27 protein-coding genes are annotated in these 22,204 nt (G+C 71.0%); 13 read left to right on the plus strand and 14 right to left on the minus strand.

The window, feature by feature from the left end:
* The 8 genes from DFH01_RS08815 to DFH01_RS08850 all read right to left on the minus strand — a co-directional run bounded on the left by DFH01_RS08815 (position 1) and on the right by DFH01_RS08850 (position 6,604).
* Positions 1-402 carry a DUF350 domain-containing protein gene (locus DFH01_RS08815; protein WP_109870786.1) on the minus strand — a complete coding sequence of 134 codons (402 nt, stop codon included), beginning with the start codon at positions 400-402 and terminating at the stop codon, positions 1-3.
* A 164-nt stretch (positions 403-566) separates the two neighbouring features.
* Complete coding sequence (locus DFH01_RS08820) at positions 567-1,697, minus strand: glutathionylspermidine synthase family protein (protein ID WP_109870085.1); 1,131 nt, start codon at positions 1,695-1,697, stop codon at positions 567-569.
* A gap of 3 nt (positions 1,698-1,700) precedes the next feature.
* Positions 1,701-1,991, minus strand: coding sequence for a hypothetical protein (locus tag DFH01_RS08825; RefSeq protein ID WP_146217019.1), 291 nt, complete (start codon positions 1,989-1,991; stop codon positions 1,701-1,703).
* Between the two features lie 41 nt (positions 1,992-2,032).
* Complete coding sequence (locus tag DFH01_RS08830) at positions 2,033-2,902, minus strand: DMT family transporter (RefSeq protein WP_233256039.1); 870 nt, start codon at positions 2,900-2,902, stop codon at positions 2,033-2,035.
* Between the two features lie 51 nt (positions 2,903-2,953).
* Positions 2,954-3,349 carry an MGMT family protein gene (locus DFH01_RS08835; RefSeq protein WP_109870087.1) on the minus strand — a complete coding sequence of 132 codons (396 nt, stop codon included), beginning with the start codon at positions 3,347-3,349 and terminating at the stop codon, positions 2,954-2,956.
* Complete coding sequence (locus DFH01_RS08840) at positions 3,349-4,515, minus strand: GNAT family N-acetyltransferase (RefSeq protein WP_109870088.1); 1,167 nt, start codon at positions 4,513-4,515, stop codon at positions 3,349-3,351. The genes DFH01_RS08835 and DFH01_RS08840 overlap by 1 nt, the downstream gene beginning before the upstream one ends.
* A gap of 37 nt (positions 4,516-4,552) precedes the next feature.
* The gene (locus tag DFH01_RS08845; RefSeq protein ID WP_109870089.1) at positions 4,553-5,020 is read right to left on the minus strand and encodes a RidA family protein; all 468 of its coding nucleotides are present in this window, start codon (positions 5,018-5,020) and stop codon (positions 4,553-4,555) included.
* 54 nt (positions 5,021-5,074) lie between these two features.
* Positions 5,075-6,604, minus strand: a complete 1,530-nt coding sequence (locus DFH01_RS08850; RefSeq protein WP_109870090.1) for a TSCPD domain-containing protein — start codon at positions 6,602-6,604, stop codon at positions 5,075-5,077.
* Positions 6,605-6,784: 180 nt separating this feature from the next.
* Here DFH01_RS08850 and DFH01_RS08855 point away from each other — a divergent pair, with 180 nt between their 5' ends.
* Genes DFH01_RS08855 through DFH01_RS08870 form a run of 4 tightly spaced genes read left to right on the plus strand, consistent with a single transcriptional unit; the run spans position 6,785 to position 8,224 of the window.
* On the plus strand, positions 6,785-7,135 hold the full coding sequence (locus DFH01_RS08855; protein WP_109870091.1) for an NADH:ubiquinone oxidoreductase subunit NDUFA12: 351 nt from the start codon (positions 6,785-6,787) through the stop codon (positions 7,133-7,135).
* A complete protein-coding gene (gene mlaD, locus DFH01_RS08860) occupies positions 7,135-7,641 on the plus strand; it encodes an outer membrane lipid asymmetry maintenance protein MlaD (RefSeq protein WP_109870092.1) in 507 nt (168 codons plus the stop codon). Before DFH01_RS08855 ends, mlaD begins: the two co-directional genes overlap by 1 nt.
* Before the next feature lie 5 nt (positions 7,642-7,646).
* A complete protein-coding gene (locus DFH01_RS08865; RefSeq protein ID WP_109870788.1) occupies positions 7,647-7,856 on the plus strand; it encodes a hypothetical protein in 210 nt (69 codons plus the stop codon).
* On the plus strand, positions 7,856-8,224 hold the full coding sequence (locus tag DFH01_RS08870; protein WP_109870093.1) for a DUF2155 domain-containing protein: 369 nt from the start codon (positions 7,856-7,858) through the stop codon (positions 8,222-8,224). Before DFH01_RS08865 ends, DFH01_RS08870 begins: the two co-directional genes overlap by 1 nt.
* A gap of 6 nt (positions 8,225-8,230) precedes the next feature.
* On the opposite strand, the gene aat is transcribed toward DFH01_RS08870, so the two are convergent.
* The 4 genes from aat to aroQ all read right to left on the minus strand — a co-directional run bounded on the left by aat (position 8,231) and on the right by aroQ (position 11,242).
* A complete protein-coding gene (aat, locus tag DFH01_RS08875; protein WP_109870094.1) occupies positions 8,231-8,905 on the minus strand; it encodes a leucyl/phenylalanyl-tRNA--protein transferase in 675 nt (224 codons plus the stop codon).
* A 69-nt stretch (positions 8,906-8,974) separates the two neighbouring features.
* On the minus strand, positions 8,975-10,327 hold the full coding sequence (gene accC / locus DFH01_RS08880) for an acetyl-CoA carboxylase biotin carboxylase subunit (protein ID WP_109870095.1): 1,353 nt from the start codon (positions 10,325-10,327) through the stop codon (positions 8,975-8,977).
* A gap of 1 nt (position 10,328) precedes the next feature.
* Positions 10,329-10,787: an acetyl-CoA carboxylase biotin carboxyl carrier protein gene (gene accB / locus DFH01_RS08885; protein WP_109870096.1), complete on the minus strand. Its 459-nt coding sequence runs from the start codon at positions 10,785-10,787 to the stop codon at positions 10,329-10,331.
* Positions 10,787-11,242 (minus strand): type II 3-dehydroquinate dehydratase, encoded by a 456-nt coding sequence (aroQ, locus tag DFH01_RS08890; RefSeq protein WP_109870097.1) that lies wholly within the window; start codon positions 11,240-11,242, stop codon positions 10,787-10,789. The genes accB and aroQ overlap by 1 nt, the downstream gene beginning before the upstream one ends.
* Positions 11,243-11,360: 118 nt before the next feature.
* On the opposite strand from aroQ, the gene thiS reads away from it, so the two are divergent.
* From thiS to DFH01_RS08905, 3 genes are all read left to right on the plus strand, one after another.
* Entirely contained in the window at positions 11,361-11,579 is a 219-nt protein-coding gene (gene thiS, locus DFH01_RS29110; protein WP_233256040.1) for a sulfur carrier protein ThiS, read from the plus strand.
* Positions 11,580-11,583: 4 nt separating this feature from the next.
* Positions 11,584-12,378 (plus strand): thiazole synthase, encoded by a 795-nt coding sequence (locus tag DFH01_RS08900; RefSeq protein ID WP_109870099.1) that lies wholly within the window; start codon positions 11,584-11,586, stop codon positions 12,376-12,378.
* Between the two features lie 488 nt (positions 12,379-12,866).
* Positions 12,867-13,997: a type III PLP-dependent enzyme gene (locus tag DFH01_RS08905; protein ID WP_109870100.1), complete on the plus strand. Its 1,131-nt coding sequence runs from the start codon at positions 12,867-12,869 to the stop codon at positions 13,995-13,997.
* Positions 13,998-14,055: 58 nt separating this feature from the next.
* On the opposite strand, the gene DFH01_RS08910 is transcribed toward DFH01_RS08905, so the two are convergent.
* Entirely contained in the window at positions 14,056-14,238 is a 183-nt protein-coding gene (locus DFH01_RS08910; RefSeq protein WP_109870101.1) for a hypothetical protein, read from the minus strand.
* A 189-nt stretch (positions 14,239-14,427) separates the two neighbouring features.
* Here DFH01_RS08910 and DFH01_RS08915 point away from each other — a divergent pair, with 189 nt between their 5' ends.
* A complete protein-coding gene (locus tag DFH01_RS08915) occupies positions 14,428-14,892 on the plus strand; it encodes an Lrp/AsnC family transcriptional regulator (RefSeq protein WP_109870102.1) in 465 nt (154 codons plus the stop codon).
* A gap of 33 nt (positions 14,893-14,925) precedes the next feature.
* Here the strand turns inward: DFH01_RS08915 and DFH01_RS08920 are convergent, their stop codons facing one another.
* On the minus strand, positions 14,926-16,491 hold the full coding sequence (locus DFH01_RS08920) for an ABC transporter substrate-binding protein (protein WP_109870103.1): 1,566 nt from the start codon (positions 16,489-16,491) through the stop codon (positions 14,926-14,928).
* A 148-nt stretch (positions 16,492-16,639) separates the two neighbouring features.
* Between DFH01_RS08920 and DFH01_RS08925 the strand changes: the two genes are divergently transcribed.
* Genes DFH01_RS08925 through DFH01_RS08945 form a run of 5 tightly spaced genes read left to right on the plus strand, consistent with a single transcriptional unit; the run spans position 16,640 to position 22,186 of the window.
* Entirely contained in the window at positions 16,640-18,238 is a 1,599-nt protein-coding gene (locus DFH01_RS08925; protein WP_109870104.1) for an ABC transporter substrate-binding protein, read from the plus strand.
* Positions 18,239-18,257: 19 nt separating this feature from the next.
* A complete protein-coding gene (locus tag DFH01_RS08930) occupies positions 18,258-19,229 on the plus strand; it encodes an ABC transporter permease (protein WP_109870105.1) in 972 nt (323 codons plus the stop codon).
* Position 19,230: 1 nt separating this feature from the next.
* Entirely contained in the window at positions 19,231-20,151 is a 921-nt protein-coding gene (locus tag DFH01_RS08935; RefSeq protein WP_109870106.1) for an ABC transporter permease, read from the plus strand.
* Between the two features lie 5 nt (positions 20,152-20,156).
* The gene (locus DFH01_RS08940; protein ID WP_109870107.1) at positions 20,157-21,146 is read left to right on the plus strand and encodes an ABC transporter ATP-binding protein; all 990 of its coding nucleotides are present in this window, start codon (positions 20,157-20,159) and stop codon (positions 21,144-21,146) included.
* A complete protein-coding gene (locus tag DFH01_RS08945; RefSeq protein ID WP_109870108.1) occupies positions 21,143-22,186 on the plus strand; it encodes an ABC transporter ATP-binding protein in 1,044 nt (347 codons plus the stop codon). The genes DFH01_RS08940 and DFH01_RS08945 overlap by 4 nt, the downstream gene beginning before the upstream one ends.
* Positions 22,187-22,204 lie beyond the last annotated feature (18 nt).

The raw sequence follows: 22,204 nt of genomic DNA on the forward strand, positions 1-22,204 counted from the left end.
TCAGGTCGAAAGACACGCCGCGTTCAGCATGCCCACGGCGATGGCGACGCTCGCCTTGAGGATCGCGCCCGCCGTCTCGCCGCGTTCCATCGCGCCGCGCCACTCGCTGCCCAGCAGCTTCGCCACCGCGAAGAACACGCCGATCTGCACCGCCAGCGCCACCAGGCTCCACACCGCCGCATCCACCAGGTTGATCGAATGCGAGAAGGCGGAGGCGATGGGCAGGCAGAAGCCGATCAGCGCGCCGCCCAGCGTGATCGCGGCCGCCTGGTTGCCGGCGCGGATCATCGCCAACTCGCTGTGCGGCGTGACCTGCACGTAGAGAAACATCGCGCCGGCCAGCAGCACGACGCCGGTGACGAAATAGGCCAGGAAGCCCGGCAGCGTGGCGAGGCTGGTCATGACGCAGACATCCTCTTCATGGGCGGCCGGCGCGAAGCGCAGGCCGAGGCCGCGAATGCGGCCCGCGCACAAACCGACCTTGCAACTGGCGCAGCAGTGCCCTGCGCGAAGCCAAGGCGGCCGGATGGCCGCTGCCGGCGTCTGAGGGCCTGAATGCGGCGCATTCAGGCGCCCTCAAAAAAGTGCGGCACGAAGCGCGATGTGTCGCGCGTGATCGGCGTCGCGTCCTCGCGGATGCCGAGGCCGCAGGCGGTGCCGCCCACGATCCAGCTGCCCAGCACCGGATAGCGGCCGCCGAAGACCGGCAGCTCCGCATAGGCCTGCCAGACGCGCGGCTGCCCGGCATAGGGGCCGTCCGTCTCGATCCCCGGCGCGCTGATATTCGCGCCCTCCCGCCCCCAGAGCGGCTTCGACAGTTCCGGCCCACCGGTGCGCCCCGGCTCCAGGAAGGCCGGCAGCAGGTTCGGGTGATCGGGGAACAAGTACCAGAGCAGCGAAAGAAACGCCTTGGAGGAGGGCACCAGCCGCCAGGCCGGCTCGATCCAGCGCGTCGTCGCGCGGGGGATGTTGCGGCCGAAGGTTTCGCGCAGCAGCCAGTCCCAGGGATAGAGCTTGAAGATCGCGCTTATCTCCCGCTCCTGCAGGTCCAGGAAGCGCGCGCCGTCCCAGCCGATTTCGTCCATGTGCAGGAAGGGCGCCTCGATGCCGGCCTGGATCGCGGTGTCGCGCAGGTAGTCCACCGTGCCGCGATCCTCGTCGCTGTCGCGCGCGCAGGCGAAATGCACCATCGGCGGCAGGCGCAGCCTCGGCCAGGTCGCGACCAGCGTCTCGTGGATGGAGTTGAACTGGTCAGCGGGCTTCGCGCCGGGCCGGTCGAGCGCCTGGCGCGTCTCCAGCCATTCCCACTGCACGACACCGGCCTCGAACAGCGCGGTCGGCGTGTCGGCGTTGTATTCCAGCAGCTTCGGCGCGCCGGTGCCGTCCCAGCGCAGGTCCATCCGGCCATAGAGCGAGGGCTCGTCCCGCTCCCAGCTGCGCTTCACGATGGGCCAGGCGCCGTCGGGGATGCCGAGCGGACCGTTCAGGTCGTTGCGCACCGCATGCGCCACGGCGTCGAGGCAGCGCTGGTGCAGCTCCTGCGTCGCTGCCTCCAGCACGTCCACCTCCTCGGCGGTGAAGGCGTAGCAGGCGGTCTCGTCCCAATAGGGCTCGGCGGCGATCTCGGCGAAGGCGAAGCCGAGCTTCGCGGCATGCGCGCGCTGGTCGGGGCGGGGGGCGAGCGCGATGCGGCGCATGGCTCAGGAGCTGGACCGCCCGACCGAGCCGAAGCCGCCGCGGCTCACGCTGCTGCGCGTGACGCTGGAGCCGGAGGAGCGCGTGCGGCCATACATGAAGGGCGCGGCATAGCCGCGCGAGCCGCTGGAAGTCGCGCTGGTGCTGCGGGCGCAGATCTCGGCGGCGTCCGGGCGCTGCGCGGCCTTGGCTTCCTGGCAGGCGCGCGCCTTCGCCTCGTCGTCGCCGCAGGCGGCCAGCATGGTGGCGACGCCGCCCCCCAGCAGCACAAGTCGGAGCGCCTTGGTTCGCTTCACGGTTGCGAGCGTGACAGCGCCGTCGGCCGGTGTCGAGAGGATCAGCGCCGCGCCGGCCAGGTGGCCAGCAGCAGGCTGCCGAGCAGCAGCACGAAGCCCGCGCCGTGCACCGCCGTGAAGGGCTCGCCCAGCACGCCGACCGCGACCGCGGCCGCGGTCGCGGGCAGGAAGGCGGTGAAGACGCCGGCGAGGCTCGCGGAGGCCCGCTTCATGCCCGCGTACCACAGCAGCAGGCAGATCACGCTCGAGGTCAGGCTGTGGAACACCAGCAGCCCGGAGACGGTGGGGTCCGCCAAGGCGGAGACGGCGCCGACCACCGGCAACGCCAAGGGCAACAGCATCAGCAGCGAGAAAAGCTGCATCCAGAAGGTCGCGGTCACCACCGGCACCTGCCCGGCGATGCGGCGCGCGAGCAGCACATACATCGCCTCGCCGCAGACGCCCGCGAAGACCAGCAGGTTGCCGAGCGCGCTGCCATGCCCATCCGCCGCCACGCGCGCCAGAACCAGCGCGCCCATGCCGAAGGCGGCGAGGATCACGGCCGCCCATTGCCGCGCCGGCAGCCTCTCGCGCAGCCAGGCGGCGCCGCCCACCGCCACCACGGCCGGCAGCGTCGCCAGGATCAGCCCCGCTTCCAGCGCCGTCGTCAGTCGTAGCCCCGCGAGCAGCGCCAGGTTGTAGAGCAGCGTTCCGAACAGCGCCTGCAGACCGAGATTCCACAACACGCGCGGCGAGGTCCGCAGGCTGCCATCCATCGCGCGCGCCAGCGGCCACAGCACCACCACGGCAAGCAGGCAGCGCAGCGCGAGGATCAGCGCGACCGGCAGGCTCTCGGCCAGCAGCTTCGCGACCGCGACATTGGCGCCGACCAGCGCCATGGAGAGCGCGAGCTGGGAATAGGCGAGGAACACGGGGCAACCTTAGCCTTGCGCCGCTTCGGCGGGGAGGGGCGGCGCTGCTGCTTACCGCCTGCGCTGGACCTTCGGCGCCTCCGCAGGCCGGGTCTGCCGCGCCACGCCATGCGGCAGCGCCGCCACCTCGGCGCGCCGCACGACGAAGTCGGTGATGCGCCCCTCCGGGTCGAACGCCGCGCCCTCTGTGGCAAGGAGGGCGCGCTGGCTTTCGCCGCCGGCGCCCGACTTCGGCACGCCGAGCATGCCGTCCGCCGTCACCGCGCGATGCCAGGGCAACGTCGCGTTCTCCATCTCGGACAGCGTCGCCAGGATGTAGGCGACATGCCGCGGCATCACGTCGAGATGCGCGCCCACATCCGCGAAGGTCACGACGCGCCCCGGCGGCACCGCCGCCACGATCCGCAGCACATCGCCCTTGATCCGCGCGAAGAAGGGCGAGCCCATCAGCCCTCGTCGCCGTCCCTGCGGAAGGGCGAGAGCGTCGCCAGCGCCTCCATCTCCCGCAGCATCGCCGGCCGCTCCTGGTCCAGGAACTGCGCGACGGCGCGGCGCAGGCCGGCATGCTCGATCCAGTGCGCGGAATAGGTCGGCACCGGCAGGTAGCCGCGCTGGATCTTGTGCTCGCCCTGCGCGCCGGCTTCCACGCGCGGCAGCCTGTGCTCGATCGCGAAGTCGATGGCGCGGTAGTAGCAGAGCTCGAAATGCAGGAAGGGCGCATCCACCACGGCGCCCCAGTTGCGGCCATACAGCGCCTCGTCGCCCAGCAGGTTCAGCGCGCCCGCCACCGGCTCGCCATCCTGCTCCGCGACCATCAGCACAACCCGGTCGCCCAGCGCCGCGCCCAGCAGCGGCCAGAAGCGTGCGTTGAGATAGGCGCTGCGGCCCCATTTCTTGTCGGTGGTCGCCTTGTAGAAGCGGTGGAACGCCGCCCAGTGCCGCGGCGTGATCTCATGCCCGCGCAGTGTCTTCAGCACGAAGCCGGAGGCCTCCGCATCACGCCGCTCGCGCCTGATCGCCTTGCGCTTGCGGGAGGAGAGCGCGCCGAGGAAATCGTCGAAGCTGGCATAGCCGGCATTGGTCCAGTGGAACTGCGTGCCGATGCGCTGCAGCCAGCCTGCCTCGCCCAGCGCCGTCCACTCCGCCTCGGTGCAGAAGGTGACATGGGCCGAGGAGAGGTCGAGCTGCCGGCAGGCCTGCGCGAGCCCCTGCGCCATCGCCCCGAATCCCAAACCGGAGGCCGGATGCAGCAGCAGCCGCGGGCCGGGCACCGGGCTGAAGGGCGCGGCCACCTGCAGCTTCGGGTAGTAGCGCCCGCCCGCGCGCTCGAAGGCGTCCGCCCAGCCATGGTCGAAGACGTATTCGCCATAGGAATGCGCCTTGGCATACATCGGCGCGCAGGCCAGCAGGTGGCCCCCCGCGTCGCGCAGCGCGGCATGCTGCGGCAGCCAGCCGCTGCGCCCGCCGGTGCTGCCGCTTTCCTCCAGCGCCTGCAGGAAGGCATGGCTAACGAAGGGATTGCCGCCGCCCGCGCAGGCATCCCACTCCGGCGCCGCGATCTCCGCGATCGCCCGGTGCAGCGTGAGGCTCAGTTCGGGCCCGCCATCCGGCATGGGACGTCAGGTTGGGGCGCGCGCGGCCGGCGCAATGTCACGCCAACTCGAACATGCCCTCGACCTCCACCGCCGCGTCGCCCGGCAGGGAAGGGCAGCCCACCGCGGCGCGGGCATGCTTGCCCTTCTCGCCGAACACCGCGACGGCCAGGTCGGAGGCCCCGTTGATCACCTGCGGCTGCTGCGTGAAGTCCGGCGTGCAGGCGACGAAGCCGCCGAGCCGGACCACGCGCTTCACCCGGTCCAGGTCGCCGCCCGCCGCGGCCTTCACCTGCGCCAGCAGGTTGACGAAGCAGATCCGCGCCGCGCGCTGCCCGTCCTCGATCGAGACGCCGGCGCCGAGCTTGCCCGTGACGGCGATCTTGCCCTCCACGAAGGGGATCTGGCCGGAGACGATCACCTGGTTCCCGACGATGTTGTAGCCGATGTAGTTGGCCACCGGCGCCGCCGGCTGCGGCAGGGTGATGCCGAGTTCGGCGAGCTTCGCCGCGATGGTGCCGGCCATGATGCGCTCCGTGCTGTCAGCCGCGCGGAGAGTGCTGCACCCCGCGCCGGATGGCTACCCGACCAGCCGCAACTGCTTGCGCCGCGCGCGGGGGGAGGGGGTCTCGGGCAGGTCGAGCGGCAGCAGCGGCGCCTGTTCCGCGGCCCGGCCCACCGCGTCGGGCGCGCAATCCTCCTCCGCCGGGTCGGGCAGGTCGCGCCGGCCGAGATATTCCCGCGCCAGCTTGCGGAAGGCCCAGTCCAGCACGCTCGTCGCGCGGCGGATCGCCGGGTCGCCCTCCACCGCGCCGGCCGGGCCGAAGCGGGTGTAGGCATGGGCGTCCACGAAGGCCGCGAGCGGCACGCCGGCGGCCAGCGCGATGGAGACGGACTGCGTCATCGCATCCATCAGGCTGCGATAGGCGGCCCCCTCCTTCGTCAGCGCGATGGCGATCTCGGTGGGCTGGCCATTCGCGTCCTCGCTGGTGCGCAACACCACGCGATGCCCGCCGACCGTAACCTTCCAGACCGCGCCGGAGGGGCGCAGCGGCAAGGCCGGGCCGCGCGCGGGGGCCGGCGCGGCGGGCCGGGCGGGGGCGGGTTCCGCGGCCGGCAGGGGCGGGGCGGCGTGCAGGTAGGGGGCCACCGCCTGCGCCATGGCAATCCAGGCGGCATGGGGCACCGGGGCGAGCAGCCGCTCGGCGGCGGGCCCGGCGCGCAGCGCGGCGCGCGTCGGCAACTCCGCGACCCAGCCGTCGCGATCGAGCGTCAGGCGGCTCGGGCCCTGGGCGGGCGCGATCCCGCCGGATTCCGCGCCGAGCAGCCGCTCCACCGCATCCGGCGCGGCGAGTGCAACCAGGGCGCGGTGGCGCAGCCCGGCGCAGCCGGCAGCGGCATCCAGCGCCGCCCGCGCCGCCTCGGCCAGGCCCGGCACCGGCGTCGCGCCAGGGGGCGCAGGGGCCAGCAGCGCCACGGGCTCCCGGGCGCCGAGCCGTTCGGCCAGGCGGCCGCTCTCGGCCTCGGCGGCGCCGCGGGTCAGGGCGGCGATGGCGGCACCGACCGCGCGCCCCTCGGCGCTGTCATAGGCAAGGCGCAGGCCGGCAAGCAGCCCGGCGAGGTCGGCGAAGCCGACGGAAAGCCGGCTTGCCTTGGCGCCGGTCGCGATGTCGAGCGCCCGCACCGCCAGCGCGACGGAGGCGGCATAGTCCTCGGCCGCGAAGCCGCCCTCGGGCGAAAGGAATTCCGGCAGGTTCAGCACGAAGCGCGGGGCGGCCTTGGCCTCCTGCCGCCACAGCGCGAGGCCGGGCGCGGCGCGGCGCGAGAGCAGCAGCGCCCGCAGCCCCTCCGCGAAGTCGCGCTGCTCGGCGGCGTCGGCCAGGATGCCGAGCTGCCGCCCGCGCTCGGCCAGCGGGGCGATCCAGGCCTCGGCCAGGCGCGGCAGCGCCACCGGGCCGCTGCCCGGGGCGATGGCGGCGAGCGCCGCGGCCTCCTCTTCCTCCCAGGCGACGGGCAGGGCGATGGCGCGGGGGGCTGCATCGGGCTCGGGCGCGGCCCGGACCCGCCAGAGTGCCACCCCGTCCCACAAGGTTCCGCGAAGCTGCGACATGCCGGCATCCTGCGGCCGCGACTCGTTGCTAGCAAGCCGTATCTTGGGGTGTAGCGGCGCCGGAGCCGCAATATCCTGTGGATAGCCCGCCGGCTTTTGCGCCGCAGCGGGGCTTGTGCAAGAGTGCCCTCCACCGCAGATGCACGTCGCACCGCCCGCGCGGCGGATCGAGGATTTTCCATGTTCGAGCGCCTGCTCGCCCGCCTTTCCGGCCGCCAGGTCGGCACGGACCGGTTCGGCAACACCTACTACGAGTCGCGCCAGGATTACCGCGCCTATGGCCGCAAGCGGCGCTGGGTGATCTATGCCGGCAAGGCCGAGCCCTCCTCGGTGCCGCCGGAATGGCATGGCTGGCTGCACCACACCACCGATGCGCCGCTGCCCGAGGGCAAGCGCCATCCCTGGATGATCGAGCACCGCCCGAACCCGACCGGGACGGCCGCCGCCTATCGCCCGCAGGGCCATGACTATGTCGGCGGCCGGCGCCAGCGGACGGCCGGCGACTACGAGGCCTGGACCCCGGGGAGCTGATGCGCGGACGATCGGTCACCGAGGTTGCCGCGGGCGGCGTGGTGCTGCTCGTCGCCATCGCCTTCCTGATCTTCGCCGTGACCAATTCCGGCCGCGGCGGCATCTCCGGCCCGGCCGTCAGCCTCACCGCGAAGTTCGACCGGATCGACGGCCTCGCGCCCGGCGCCGATGTGCGCATCGCGGGGGTGAAGGTCGGCTCGGTCACCAACCAGCGCATCGACCCGCAGACCTTCCTCGCCGTGCTGACGATGCGGGTGGATGGCAGCCTCCGCCTGCCGGATGACAGCTCGGCCGAGATCGCGAGCGAGGGGCTGCTCGGCGGCAAGTTCGTCTCGATCGTGCCCGGCGGCTCCGACCGCATCCTGGCCGATGGCGGCCAGATCACGATCACGCAATCCTCGATCAGCCTGGAAAGCCTGCTCGGGCGCTTCATCTTCTCCATGACGGAAGGCCAGGGCAGCAACGCCCAGGGCCGTCAGGAGGGCGGAACCGCCACCCCGCGATGAGCGTGATGGACCCCCCGGCGCAGTGGCCGGGTGCCGATGGCGCCCCGGTCGCCTGCCGGGAGAAGCTGAAGATGCTGGCCGAGAACCACCGGGAGGCCGCGCAGGTGCTGCGCGACGCCTTCGAGGACGCGGTGCTGATGGGCGTGGACGAGGCCGCGATGCGGCGCATCCTCACCGATCTCGTCGCCGCCCTGCCCAGCCCGAAGCGGCCGTGATGCGCGCAACCGCGCTGATGCTCGCGGCACTGCTGCTGCCTGCCACGGCCTTCGCCCAGTCCTGGGTGCCGCAGCGCGTGGCGGAGCTTCAGGCGCTGGACAAGGTCACTGCCCGCGTCACGACGCTGCGCGTGCCGGTGGACCGGCCCGAGAGCTTCGGCAGCCTCACCATCACCGTCCGCGCCTGCAATGCCCGGCCCCCGGACGAGGTCCCCGACGCCGCCGCCTGGCTCGAGATCACCGACAGCCGTGCCCCGGCGAATGGCGCGGCGGTGTTCCGCGGCTGGATGTTCGCCAATGCGCCGGGCGTGCACATGCTGCAGCATCCCGTCTACGATATCCGCGTGCTGGAGTGTCAGGCGCGATGACGCGCCTCAGCCCGCCTCGCGCATCGCCCTGATCTCCGATTCGAGCCGCGCGGCGTCCATCTCGTCCCGCCACGGCACGGCTTCCTCGACCGCCTCGGAGAGCAGGCGCTTGTAGTCGGCGCGCGGCACCTCGCGGCAGCCGAACTGCGCCAGGTGCGTGGTCTGGAACTGCGCATCCAGCAGCCGGAAGCCGAGCAGCCTCAGCCGCGCGACCAGATGCACCAATGCCACCTTCGAGGCATCGCGCACCCGGCTGAACATGCTCTCGCCGAAGAAGGCGCCGCCGAGCGCGACGCCGTAGAGCCCGCCGACCAGCGCACCATCCTGCGGCGGGCCGTGCCAGACCTCGATGGAGTGGGCGTGCCCTATCCGGTGCAGCGCGCCGAACAGGCGCTCGATCTCCGGGTTGATCCAGGTCTCCTCCCGCCCGGCCACCGACTCGGCGCAGCCGGCGATGACGCCGGCGAAGTCGCGGTTCGAGGTCACCTGGAAGGCGCCGGACAGCACGGTGCGCCGCAGCCGCCGCGGCAGGTGGAACCCCTGCAGCGGCAGGACGCCGCGCTGCTCAGGGTCGAGCCAGTACAGCCGCTCGCCGCGCCGGCTTTCAGCCATCGGGAACAGCCCCGCGCGATAGGCGCGGAGCAGGAGTTCGGGCGTGATCTCGAACTGGCGGCGGCTCACGCCCTCAGTATGGCGAAGCGGCGGCCCGCGCGCGAGCGTCCCGGCGCGGCCGCGACGATGTGGCCGCGACTACGCCGCGCGCATGCCCGCGACGAAGCGCTCCAGCCAGTGGATCGTGTAGTCGCCGGCCTGGAATTCGGGATCGGCGACGATCGCCTGGTGCAGCGGCAGGGTGGTGCGGATGCCGCTGACCACCATTTCCGCGAGTGCGCGGCGCAGCCGCGCGATCGCCTCGGCCCGCGTCGCACCGTGCACCACCAGCTTCGCCACGAGGCTGTCGTAGTGCGGCGGCACGACGTAACCGCTGTAGAGCGCGCTATCCACGCGCACGCCGAGCCCGCCCGGCGCATGGTACATTTCCACGCGACCGGGGCTCGGGGCGAAGGACTCGGGGTCCTCGGCGGTGATGCGGCACTCGATGGCGTGGCCGTTGAAGCGGACCTCGGCCTGGTCGTAGCCGAGCGGCTCGCCGGCGGCGATTCGGATCTGCTCCCGCACAAGGTCCACGCCGCAGACCATCTCCGTCACCGGATGCTCAACCTGCAGGCGGGTGTTCATCTCGATGAAGGCGAACTGCCCATCCTGCCAGAGGAATTCCAGCGTGCCCGCGTTGCGGTAGCCGAGCTGGCGCAGCGCCGCGGTGACCTTCGCGCCGAGCTCGTCGCGCTCCGGCCCGGTCAGCACGGGGCTGCCGGCTTCCTCGACCAGCTTCTGGTGCCGCCGCTGAAGGCTGCAGTCGCGCTCGCCGAAATGCACGACGTTGCCATGCGTGTCGGCCAGCACCTGCAGCTCGATATGCCGCGGGCGGTCGAGATACTTCTCCATGTAGACGGCATCGTCGCCGAAGGCCGCCTTCGCCTCGGTGCGGGCGACGCGCCAGGCCTCCTCCAGCTCCTCGGCCGAGCGCGCCACCTTCATCCCGCGCCCGCCGCCGCCCGCGGCGGCCTTGATCAGGACCGGATACTTCACCTCCTCGGCGACGGCGCGGGCCTCCTCGAGGCTCTCCAGCGCGCCGAGGGAGCCGGGCACCAGCGGCACGCCGAGCCGGCGCATCGCGTCCTTCGCGGCGATCTTGTCGCCCATCATGCGGATGTGCTCGGGGGAGGGCCCGATGAAGGCGAGGCCATGCGCCTCCACCATCTCCGCAAAGGAGGCGTTCTCGGAGAGGAACCCGTAGCCCGGGTGGATCGCATCCGCGCCCGTGATCGCGGCCGCCGAGAGGATGGCGGCCATGTTCAGGTAGCTCTCGCGCGCCGGCGGCGGGCCGATGCAGACGCTCTCATCCGCCAGGCGCACATGCATCGCGGTGTTGTCGGCGGTCGAATGCACCGCGACCGTCTGGATGCCCATCTCCTGACAGGCGCGGTGGACGCGGAGCGCGATCTCGCCCCGGTTCGCGATCAGAACCTTGCGGAAGGGCATGTCACTCGATGACCAAGAGGGGCTCGCCGTATTCCACGGGCGCGCCGCTCTCCACCAGGATGCGCGTGACGGTGCCGGCCTTCGGTGCGCGGATCTGGTTGAAGGTCTTCATCGCCTCGATCAGCAGCACCGTCTGGCCCTGCGCCACGCGCGCGCCCAGCGTGACGAAGGGCGCCGCGCCAGGCTCCGGCGCCAGATAGACCACGCCGACCATGGGCGAGGTGACGGTGCCGGGGTGCGGCCCCTCGGGCTCGACGGCGACGACCGGCGCCGCCGTGGCGGCCATGGCGACCGGCGGCGCGGCGGGGGCGGCGACCGCGGCCACCGCCTGCACATTCACCTGCCGGGCGACGCGGATGCGGTTATCGGCCTCGACCAGCTCGATCTCGGTCAGGTCCGTCTCGCGCAGGATCTTCGCGAGCTCGCGGATTGCCGAGGGATCGAACGAAACGCCCGCCATCAGGGCTCTCCTTCCTCTTCCAGCAGCTCGGCCATGGCGCGCAGCGCCAGCGCGTAGCCCTGGATCCCAAGCCCGGCGATCACGCCCGTCGCGGCCTTGGACACGTAGCTCAGATGCCGGAATTCCTCCCGGCGGTGGATGTTGCTGATGTGGACCTCGATCACCGGCAGGTCCACCGCCTTCAGCGCGTCCATCAGCGCAATGGAGGTATGCGAGTACCCCGCCGGGTTGATGATGATGCCCACGGCCCGGCCGCGGCATTCCTGCACCCAGGTGATCAGCTCGCCCTCGCCATTGGTCTGGCGGAAATCGATGGCGAGCCCGAGCGCCTCGGCGGTCTCGGCGCAGAGCGCCTCGACGTCGTCGAGCGTCGCGCTGCCATAGACCTCCGGCTGGCGGGTGCCGAGCATGTTCAGGTTCGGGCCGTTCAGGACGGCGATGAGCGGCGGTGTCAAGGGATTGGCCCGTTACGCAGCGGGGTCGGGCGCATAGCACGTATCCGCGAGCCGGGGGAAGCGCGCGCCGCGGGCTGCCCGGCTTGCCCCCGCCCTGGCCCCTCGCCATCTTGCCCGCATGTCCACCACGGCCATGCTCCGCATCGAAGTGAATGGCGAGCCGCGCGAGGTGCCGGAGGGCGCCAGCGTGGCCGACCTGCTCGCCCTGCTGAACCTCGCCGCGCCCAAGGTCGCGGTGGAACGGAACCTGGAAATCGTGCCGCGTTCCGCCTGGGCCGCCACGCCGCTGTCCGAAGGCGACCGGCTCGAAGTGGTCCATTTCATCGGAGGGGGCTGAAGCCATGCCCGACGGCATCCCGCAGGCCGACGAGGGCTGGACCGTCGCCGGACGCCGCTTCCGCTCGCGCCTCGTGGTCGGCACCGGCCGCTACAAGGACCTGGAGGAGACCGCCCGCGCCATCGAGGCCTCGGGCGCCGAGATGGTCACCGTCGCGGTGCGCCGGGTGAACCTCTCCGATTCGTCCGCGCCGATGTTGCAGGACTACGTGCCGCCCGACCGCTACACCTACCTGCCCAACACCGCCGGCTGCCACACCGCGCAGGACGCGGTGCGCACCCTGCGCCTGGCGCGCGAGGCGGGCGGCTGGAACCTGGTCAAGCTCGAGGTGCTGGGCCCGCCGCCCTTCCTCTACCCCGACATGCGCGCGACGCTGGAAGCCGCCGAGGCCCTCATCAAGGACGGCTTCGAGGTGATGGTCTACTGCGCCGACGACCCGGTTGCGGCGAAGCGGCTGGAGGAGATGGGCTGCGTCGCCATCATGCCGCTCGGCGCCCCGATCGGCTCCGGCATGGGGGTGGTGAACCCCTACATGATCAAGGCGATCAAGGCGCAGGCGAAGGTGCCGGTGCTGGTGGATGCGGGGATCGGCACGGCGTCCGATGCGGCGCTGGCAATGGAACTCGGCTGCGACGCGGTGCTGCTGAACTCGGCCATCGCCCATGCAAGCGACCCGGTGCGCATGGCGGTGGCGATGAAGCATGCGGTGATCGCGGGGCGGGAGGCCTTCCTCGCGGGCCGGATGAACCGCGACTACAGGGCCGACGCCTCCAGCCCGACGGCCGGCCTGATCCGCTAGCCTGATCTCCCTCCGCCGCGTGCGCGGGAGGGTCGGGGCGGGGGCCGCGCAACCTGCCTCGGCGAGTCCACGCCGCCGCGGCAAGCGGATTCGCCTGCCGTCCCCGCGTCCCGCCGGATGACCCGCCGGCCGCCCCGGCCGGTTCCGGGCCTCTTTCCGGCGGCTTCTACATTGTTCGGGAAAAAATCTACGCCCTGGCGGATTTTCCCCTTGCGACCCCCGCCCCCCGCGTCTAGATGCGCCGCCAGACGCAGTACGCACGTGCCTCTGGCCCCAGGCCCACGGAACCGCCGGCCGCTCCCCCGATAAGGAGCGCACCCGGACCCAGGTCACCGCGGCGCAAGGTTTACGCAACGACGTCAAGCGTTCCGGCACCCGAGGGGGCGACCCCGAGGGCCAATTTCGCTGGTTCGTTGGACCGTTTCGTCAACTGTGGGGCCGCCGCCTGTCTCGGGCGGTCTCCGACTATCGAAGGGGAGTGGGGCGCGATGAACCCGAAGATCGCTGCCTTCCTGTGCACGCACGCACCGGCCACGCCGTGCCTGGTGCTGGACGTGGACACCGTGGAGCAGAACTATCGCCGCCTGCTGGGCGCGATGCCGCTCGCGCGCGTCTACTACGCCGTGAAGGCCAATCCCGCCGCGCCCATCCTCGACCGGCTGGTCTCCCTCGGCTCTTCCTTCGACGCCGCCTCCTTCGAGGAGATCGAGGCCTGCCTCGCCGCCGGCGCCGCGCCCGACCGCATCTCCTACGGCAACACCGTGAAGAAGGAGAGCGCCATCAAGGCCGCCTTCGAGGCCGGCGTGACCATGTTCGCCTTCGACTCCGAGCCTGAGCTGCGCAAGCTCGCCCGTTCCGCGCCGGGCGCGCGGGTGTACTGCCGGATTCTCGTCGAGAACAAAGGGGCCGAGTGGCCGCTCTCGAGGAAGTTCGGCTGCGAGGCGAAGATGGCCGTGGAGCTGATGAAGAAGGCCGCCGAATGGGGGCTCGACCCCTATGGCATCTCCTTCCATGTCGGCTCGCAGCAGACCCGCACCGACGCCTACCAGGCCGCCATCGGCCAGGTCGCGATGATCTTCAGCGACCTGCGCGACGCGGGCGTGACGCTGCGCATGGTCAATCTCGGCGGCGGCTACCCGGTGCGCTACCGGGCCGAGGTGCCGGGCATCGACGATTTCGGCGCGGCGATCATGGGCGCGATGGCCGAGCATTTCGGCAACGCCCTGCCCGAGATCGTCATCGAGCCGGGCCGCTTCATGGTGGGCGACGCCGGCGTGGTAGAGAGCGAGGTCGTGCTCGTCTCCCGCAAGGGCGAGGACGATCCGGTGCGCTGGGTCTATCTCGACATCGGCCGCTTCGGCGGCCTGGCGGAGACCGAGGGCGAGGCGATCCGCTACGCCTTCCGCACGCCGCATGACGGCGGCGAGGAAGGCCCGGTGACCATCGCCGGCCCCACCTGCGACAGCACGGACACGCTCTACGAGAAGTCCAACTACCGCCTGCCGCTGGCGCTGGAGAGCGGCGACCGGGTGCAGCTTCTCTCCACCGGCGCCTATGTGACCACTTATGCCAGCCAAGCCTTCAACGGCTTCCGGCCCCTGGCGGAGCACTACATCTGAAGCGCCTCGCCCGCCCCCGTGACGCGGGGGCGGGCCAGGTGACCCGGTATCGGGTCGCTCAGCCGCGAATGGCCGGCGCCGTATCCTTCTCGCCCCGCATGTAGCGCCGCTCCGGGCGGTAGGAGAGCGTCTCGAGCCAGCTGCGGACATGGCGCAGCCAGAGCGAGGCGGCCGGCGCCTCCTCCCTCGGTTCGCTTGTGCCAGTCCGATCCACCGTGGCCGTCCCCCAAGCGCCCTGCATGGCCGCCTCCTTCGTCCTCTGCCGCTCCGGGGCAGTATGGCGAATCAGCGTTTCGGCCTTGCGTCGCGCCGGTCGCGATCGTGTTTCGTGTGTTCCGCGGGCGCCGGCGCAGGGCGCGCCACGAAGTTCCGGTGATTCGAAGTTTCGGCCGTTCCTTTTTCGGCCGGCGACGCGCTACACTGCGCCGCCATGGACGAGATAGACCGCAACCTCATCCTCGCCCTGCAGCAGGACAGCGCGGCGGGGCTCGCGGATCTGTCGAAGGCGGCGGGCCTTTCCGTCTCCGCCACGGCGGAGCGGGTGAAGCGGCTGGAGGAGCGGGGCGTCATCCGCGGCTGGCGCATCGAGCTCGATCCGGTCGCCGCCGGCTGCCCACTGCTGGCCTTCGTCTTCGTCGCGATGCGCCCCGGGCGCGACGATACGCCCTTCATCAAGGCGATGAAGAAGCAGGAGGCGGTGCTGGAATGCCACACCGTCACCGGCGCCTGGTGCTACCTGGTCAAGCTGCGCCTGCCCGATGTCGCGGCGCTGGAGCGCTTCGTCTCGGAGGAGGTGCGCGGCCAGCCGGGCGTGGAGCGCACCGAGACGATCCTGGCCCTGGCCAGCCCGAAGGAGACGCAGATCCTCCCCGTGGCGCCCGCGCAGGAGGAATAGGCGCGCGAGGCGCGCGCCAACCCCTCCACGTCGTCACCGCGCCGGCCGCACGCCCATCGCCAGGGTTCGCTCGTCCATCCGCGCGTCATGCACCAGGCCGCGCTTCAGCGCCCAGACATTGCTCAGATGGACCAGCGGGAACATCGGCACGTTCTGCGCCGACCACCGCACCAGTCCGAAGATCGCCTGCTCGCGCCGTTCCTCGTCCATGATGGTCTCGGCCTGCTCCAGCAGCGCGTCGAATTCCGCCGAGGAGAAGCGGCGGTGGTTGGCCGAGCCGGTGCGCCGCTGCCGGTCGAAGGTGGCGAGCACGCTCTTCGCGAAGGAAAGGCCCTCTCCCGTCGTGCTGCCCCAACTGCCGAGCGACATCGAGAATTCCTGCCGCGCCGCGCGACCCGAATAAGTCGCCCAGGGCAGCGCCTCCACCGCCGTCTGAACGCCGATCCGGCTCCACATCTGCGCCACGGCCTGCGACAGCCGCGCATCGTTCGGGAAGCGGTCGTTCATGGTGTGCAGGGTCATGCGGAAGCCGTTGGGGAAGCCCGCTTCCGCAAGCAAGCGCTTCGCGCCATCGGGATCGAAGGCGGGCGGCTGCGTCGCGGCGTCGTGCGACCACGCGCCGGGCGGCAGCCACTGGCCCGCGGGGCTCGCCAGCCCGTCCATCGCGCGCTCCGCCAGGGCGGTGCGGTTGATCGCCATGTTCAGCGCGCGGCGGACACGCACATCCATGAACGGGTTGGCGGCAAGCGGCTTCCCCTCGTTGTCCGTCACGAAGGGCAGGGGGCCGGCGCGCGAGAAGTCGGGCCCCATATGCGCAAGCCGCAGCGACTGGATCTGGCTGAGCGTCACGCGCTGGTCGCGCTGCAGCCGCGGCAGGTCGGCCGGCGAGACCTGGTCGATCAGGTCCACGTCGCCGGCGAGTAGCGCCGCGGTGCGGGCGGGGTCGGCCGCGACGAAGCGGTAGGAGACGCGTGCCCAGGGCTCGGCGCCGCCCCAGTAGCCCTCGTTGCGCGCAAGCTCCGTGCGGTCGCCCATGCGATGGCTCGCGACGCGGTAAGGGCCGGTGCCGATCGCCGCGCGGCCGGCATTGTAATCCTCGGTGGACGCACCCTCGCCGGCGTGGCGGGAGATCACGAATACGCTGGCGAGTTCCGGCAGCAGCACCGGGTTCGGCCAATGCGTCACGATGCGCAGCGTGTAGGGATCGGGCGCGCTCGCCGACTTCACGCTGCGCAGCGTCGCGCCGAAGCCGCCCGGGCTGTTCGGAACGTTCGGCGCGCGGCTCAGCGTGAACAGCACGTCGTCGGCCGTGAAGGGGCGCCCGTCATGCCAGGTGACGTCGCGGCGGAGCTTGAACTCCCATTCGGTGTCGGAGATCAGCCGCCAGCTTTCCGCCAGGTCCGGCTTGATGCGTGCCTGCGCGTCGCGGTCCACCAGCCGGCCGAAGATGTGCTCCGCGATCGCGTTGTTCGGCGCGGCGTTGAAGAAATGCGGATCGAGCGAGGTGATGGACCCGCCCGTCGCGATGGTCAGGGTCTGCCCGAGCGCGGGTGCGGCAAGGCAGGCGGTCAGCGCGGCGGCAAGGCGCAGGGCGGTCATCGCACACTCCCGGGATGCGGGATGCATGCTACCGGTGCGGCGCAAGGGGTCGTCAAGCGCCAAGGCGGCCCGGCGGCAAACTAGCCTCGTCCCGGCCGGGCTGCTACAGAATGCGTTCGGGGAGATCAGGGACCGAAGGGAGAAGGCCTTGGGCAAGAGCATCCGCGCGGCGGGCATCGCCGCCATTTCCGCATGGGCGCTGGCGGCGGGCGGCGCGATGGCGCAGGCGCCGACGACGCTGACGATGGGCGTGGGCTCGCCGGTCACCTCCCTCGATCCGCACTACCACCAATTGTCGCCGAACAACGCCGTGTCGGACATGATCTTCGACAAGCTGGTCGAGACGGACGACAAGGCGCGCATGCAGCCGGGCCTCGCCAGCGAATGGCGCGCGGTCGGCCCGACCGTGTGGGAGTTCAAGCTGCGGCCGAATGTCCGCTTCCACAACGGCAGCGCCTTCACGGCCGAGGACGTGGTCTTCACGCTGCAGCGGCTGCCCAACGTGCCGAACTCGCCCTCCTCCTTCGCGGCCTATTCGCGGCCGATCGTGCGGATGGAGATCGTGGATCCGCTGACCATCCGGTTCCACACCGCAAGCCCCTATCCGCTGCTGCCGCTCGACATGACGAATGTGCGCATCATCGACGCGCAGACCCATGCGAATGCGACGACCGAGGGCTTCAACTCCGGCCAGCTCGCCATCGGCACCGGGCCCTTCCGCGTGGTGCAGCACCGCAGCGGCGACCGCATCGAGTTCGAGCGGAACAACGAGTATTTCGACGGCGTCTCCCCCTTCGAGCGCGTGAGCTACCGCATGGTCACCAATGACGCCGCGCGCACCGCGGCGCTGCTGGCCGGCGACCTCGACTTCATCGACCAGGTGCCGACCACCGACCTTGCGCGGCTGCGCAACGACCAGCGGCTGAACATCAGCGAGACCGTCGGCCTTCGGCTGATCTTCCTCGGCCTCGACCACCTGCGCGCGGCGAACGAGAACAGCCCCTTGATCACCGACAACGATGGCCGCCCGCTGGGCCGCAACCCGCTGAAGGATGTGCGGGTGCGCCGTGCGCTCTCCATCGCGATCGACCGCACGGCGATCACCAGCCGCCTGATGGAAGGGGCGGCGACGCCCGCCGGCCAGTTCCTGCCGCCCGGCACCTTCAGCCACGTGCCGGACGTGCAGGCGCCCGCCTACGACCCGGACGGTGCCCGCCGCCTGCTGGCCGAGGCTGGCTATCCGAACGGCTTCCGCATCCAGCTCAACAGCCCGAACGACCGCTACATCAACGACGCCCGCATCGCGCAGGCGGTCGGCCAGATGTGGACGCGCGTCGGCGTTCGCACCGCGGTCGAGGCGCAGACCTGGGCCACGTTCGTCGGCCGCGCCGGGCGGCAGGAATACTCCGCCTTCCTGATCGGCTGGGGGTCCAACCCGGATGGCAGCCATCCGATGCGCAACATCATCGGCACCGTCAGCCGCGAGAAGGGCTGGGGCGCCTCCAACCGCGGCCGCTACTCCAACCCCGAGCTCGATGCGCTGCTGGACCAGGCGCTGGTCGAGCTCGACGAGAAGAAGCGCGAGGAGATGCTCATCCGCATCCAGCGGATGGCGGCCGAGGACGTGGCGGTGATCCCGATCCACATCCAGACCAACATCTGGGCGATGCGGCGGAACCTGACGCATGCCGCGCGCGTGGACGAGCTGACCCGGGCGCAGGACGTCCGCCCCGCGGCCGCGCGCTGACCCTGGCAGGACCCGGCCGATGAGCGTCTATCTGCTGCGGCGGCTGATCCAGGCGCTCGGGGTCGTCTTCGCGATGTCGGTGATCGTGTTCATCGGCGTCTACGCGATCGGCGACCCGGTCGAGATCCTGATCAGCCCGGACGCTGACCAGATCGAGCGCGAGCGCGCGGTGCGCGCGCTCGGCCTCGATCTGCCGCTCTGGCAGCAATACCTGGTGTTCCTCGGCAAGGCGCTGCGCGGCGACCTCGGCAACTCCTTCGTCTTCAACGAGCCGGCGCTGCAGCTGATCCTGCAGCGCATGCCCGCGACGCTGGAGCTCGCCATCGCCGCCACCTTCGGCGCCGTTCTGATCGGCCTGCCGCTCGGCCTCTATGCCGGGCTCCGGCCGAACAGCGTCGGCTCCAAGGCGATCATGGCCGGCTCCATCCTCGGCTTCTCGCTGCCGACCTTCTGGGTCGGGCTGATGCTGATCATGGTCTTCGCCGTGCAGCTCGGCTGGCTGCCCTCCACCGGGCGGGGCGACACGGCGGAGTTCCTCGGCCTGCAATGGTCCTTCCTGACGCTGGACGGGCTTTCGCACCTGCTCATGCCCGCGCTGAACCTGGCACTGTTCAAGATCAGCCTGGTCATCCGCCTGACGCGCGCGGGCGTGCGCGAGACGATGCTGATGGACTACGTGAAGTTCGCTCGCGCCAAGGGCCTCAGCCCCTTCCGCGTCACCTTCGTGCACGTCTTCAAGAACATCCTGATCCCGGTCGTCACGGTCACCGGCCTGGAATTCGGTTCCACCATCGCCTTCTCGGTGGTGACGGAGAGCATCTTCGCCTGGCCGGGCATGGGCAAGCTGATCATCGACAGCATCAACGTGCTCGATCGCCCCGTGATCGTCGCCTACCTGATGATCATCGTGCTGCTCTTCATCACCATCAACCTGATCGTGGACCTGACCTATTCGCTGCTGGACCCCCGCGTCCGGCTGGAGGGGAAGTGAGATGAGCGTCGCCCTCCAGACGCCCGCGGCGCCCGTCCGGGACCGCGTCGAGACGCCGTTCCGCCGATTCATCTCGGAATTCGCCGAATCGAAGCTGGCGCTGCTTGGCCTCGCGGTGTTCACGGTCATCGCGCTGGTCGCGATCCTCGCCCCCTGGATCGCGCCGCAGAACCCCTACGACCTCGCCGTGCTCGACATCATGGACGGCCGGCTCGAGCCCGGCGCGCGCAACGGCGCCGACGACATGACCTACTGGCTCGGCACGGACGACCAGGGCCGCGACATGCTCTCGGCAATCATGTACGGCCTGCGCATCTCGCTCGCGGTCGGTGCCGGCTCGGCGCTGCTCGCCGCCATCGTCGGCGCCTCGCTCGGCCTGCTCGCGGCCTATGTCGGCGGCCGGACGGACAGCGCCATCATGCGCGTGGTGGACCTGCAGCTGTCCTTCCCGGCCATCCTCGTCGCGCTGATGATCCTCGCCTTCCTCGGCAAGTCGGTGATGAACGTGGTCATCGCGATCGTCGTGGTGGAATGGGCGTATTACGCGCGCACGGTGCGCGGCACCGCGCTGGTGGAACGGCGGCGCGAATACATCGAGGCGGCGCAATGCCTGGCCCTGCCGACGCACCGCATCCTGTTCCGCCACCTGCTGCCGAACTGCCTGCCGCCGCTGATCGTCATCGCCACCATGCAGGTGGCCCGCGCCATCGCGCTGGAGGCGACGCTGTCCTTTCTCGGCCTCGGCGTGCCGATCACCGAGCCTTCGCTCGGCCTGCTGATCGCGAACGGCTACGAATACATGCTCAGCGGGAAGTACTGGATCAGCTTCTATCCGGGCATCGCGCTGCTGGTCACCATCGTCAGCATCAACCTGATGGGCGACCATCTGCGGGATGTGTTGAACCCAAGGCTCAAGAAGTAGCGCGCGTGACCGAAACCCCCACGCTGGAGGTCCGCAACCTCCGCACGCACTTCTTCACCCGCGCGGGCGTGGTGAAGGCGGTGGACGACGTCTCCTTCACCGTGCCGCGCGGCAAGGTGCTGGGCCTGGTGGGCGAATCCGGCTCGGGCAAGTCGGTCACCGGCTTCTCCGTCATGGGTCTCGTGGACCCGCCGGGCCGCATCGTGGACGGTCAGATCCTGTTCAAGGGGCAGGACCTCGCGAAGCTCTCCGACGAGGAGATGCGCAAGCTCCGCGGCAACCGGATCGCGATGATCTTCCAGGATCCGATGATGACGCTCAATCCGGTCCTGCGCGTCGACACCCAGATGATCGAGACCGTGCTCGCGCATGAGAAGGTGCCGGAGGCCGAAGCCCGCGCCCGCGCCCGCGACGCGCTCGGCATGGTCGGCATCCCCTCCCCGGAGGAGCGGCTGAAATCCTACCCGCACCAGTTCTCGGGCGGCATGCGCCAGCGCGTCGCAATCGCGATCGCGCTGCTGCACCGCCCCGACCTGATCGTCGCGGACGAACCCACCACCGCGCTCGACGTCACGATCCAGGGGCAGATCCTGGCGGAGGTCCAGAAGCTCGCGGCCACCACCGGCACCTCGCTGATCTGGATCACGCACGACCTGTCCGTCGTCGCGGGCCTCGCCGACGACATCGCCGTGATGTACGCCGGCAAGATCGTGGAGCAGGGCGATGTGGGCGAGGTGCTGGACCATCCGCTGCATCCCTACACCCACGGCCTGATCGGCAGCGTGCCGAGCCGCAACCGCCGCGGCGAGCCGCTGCGCCAGATCCCGGGCATGACGCCCTCGCTGCTGTCGCTCAAGCCTGGCTGCGCCTTCCGCGCCCGCTGCCCCCGCGCGCAGGAGGATTGCGCCGAGATGCCGGAACTCCACGCCTGGATGCCCGGCCGCCTCGCGCGTTGCCACCACCCGCATCTCGAGCCCCGGGAGGAAGCGGCATGAGCGCCAGCCTCGCCGAGCACGCCCCGCGCACCTTCTCGGACACCGAGACGCCGATGGTGGAGCTGCGCGGCGTCAGCCGCCGCTTCGCGAAGAAGCTCGACCTCGCGGCGAAGCTTGCAAGGAAGCTCGGCGCCGACGTGAAGGAGGAAGTCGTCCACGCGGTGGACAAGGTGGACCTGCGCGTCCGGAAGGGCGAGGTGGTCGGCCTGGTCGGCGAGTCCGGCTGCGGCAAGTCCACGCTCGGGCGCATCGTCGCGGGCATCCTGCCGCAATCGGACGGCGAGGTGTTCTGGAAGGGCCAGGAAGTCGGGACGCTCACGGGAGAGGCGGCGCGGCAATCCAAGCTGCAGCGCCAGATGATCTTCCAGGATCCCTACGCCTCGCTCAATCCGCGCATGCGCGTCGCCGACATCGTGGGCGAGGCGCCGCTGGTGCATGGCCTGACGCGGCGCTCCGAGTTCGACACCTATGTGGACGACCAGATGCGCCGCGCCGGGCTCGATCCCGCCTTCAAGCGCCGCTACCCGCACCAGTTCTCGGGCGGCCAGCGCCAGCGCATCGGCATCGCGCGCGCGCTGGCGGTGCAGCCCGAATTCATCGTCTGCGACGAGGCGGTCGCCGCGCTCGATGTCTCGATCCAGGCGCAGATCCTCAACCTGTTCATGCGCCTGCGGCGCGAGCTGGATCTGACCTACCTCTTCATCAGCCACGATCTCAGCGTGGTGGAGCATCTCTCCGACCGGGTCGTGATCATGTATCTCGGCCGTGTCGTGGAGGAGGCGCCGACGGAGACGATTTTCCGGCGCGCCAACCACCCCTACACGCGGTCCTTGCTCGATTCCGTGCCGCGGATCGAGAACCGCAAGCGCGCCTTCACCGTGGTGAAGGGCGAGATTCCCTCGCCGCTGAACCCGCCGACCGGCTGCCATTTCCATCCGCGCTGCCCGCTCGCCTTCGACCGCTGCAAGGCGGAGGCGCCGGCGCTACGGGAGGTCGCCCCCGGCCACCGCAGCGCGTGCCACCTGAACGACGCGGCCTGACGCCCGCACCCGCCGGGC

Source organism: Falsiroseomonas bella, from assembly GCF_003173615.1.
Taxonomy (GTDB): domain Bacteria; phylum Pseudomonadota; class Alphaproteobacteria; order Acetobacterales; family Acetobacteraceae; genus Falsiroseomonas; species Falsiroseomonas bella.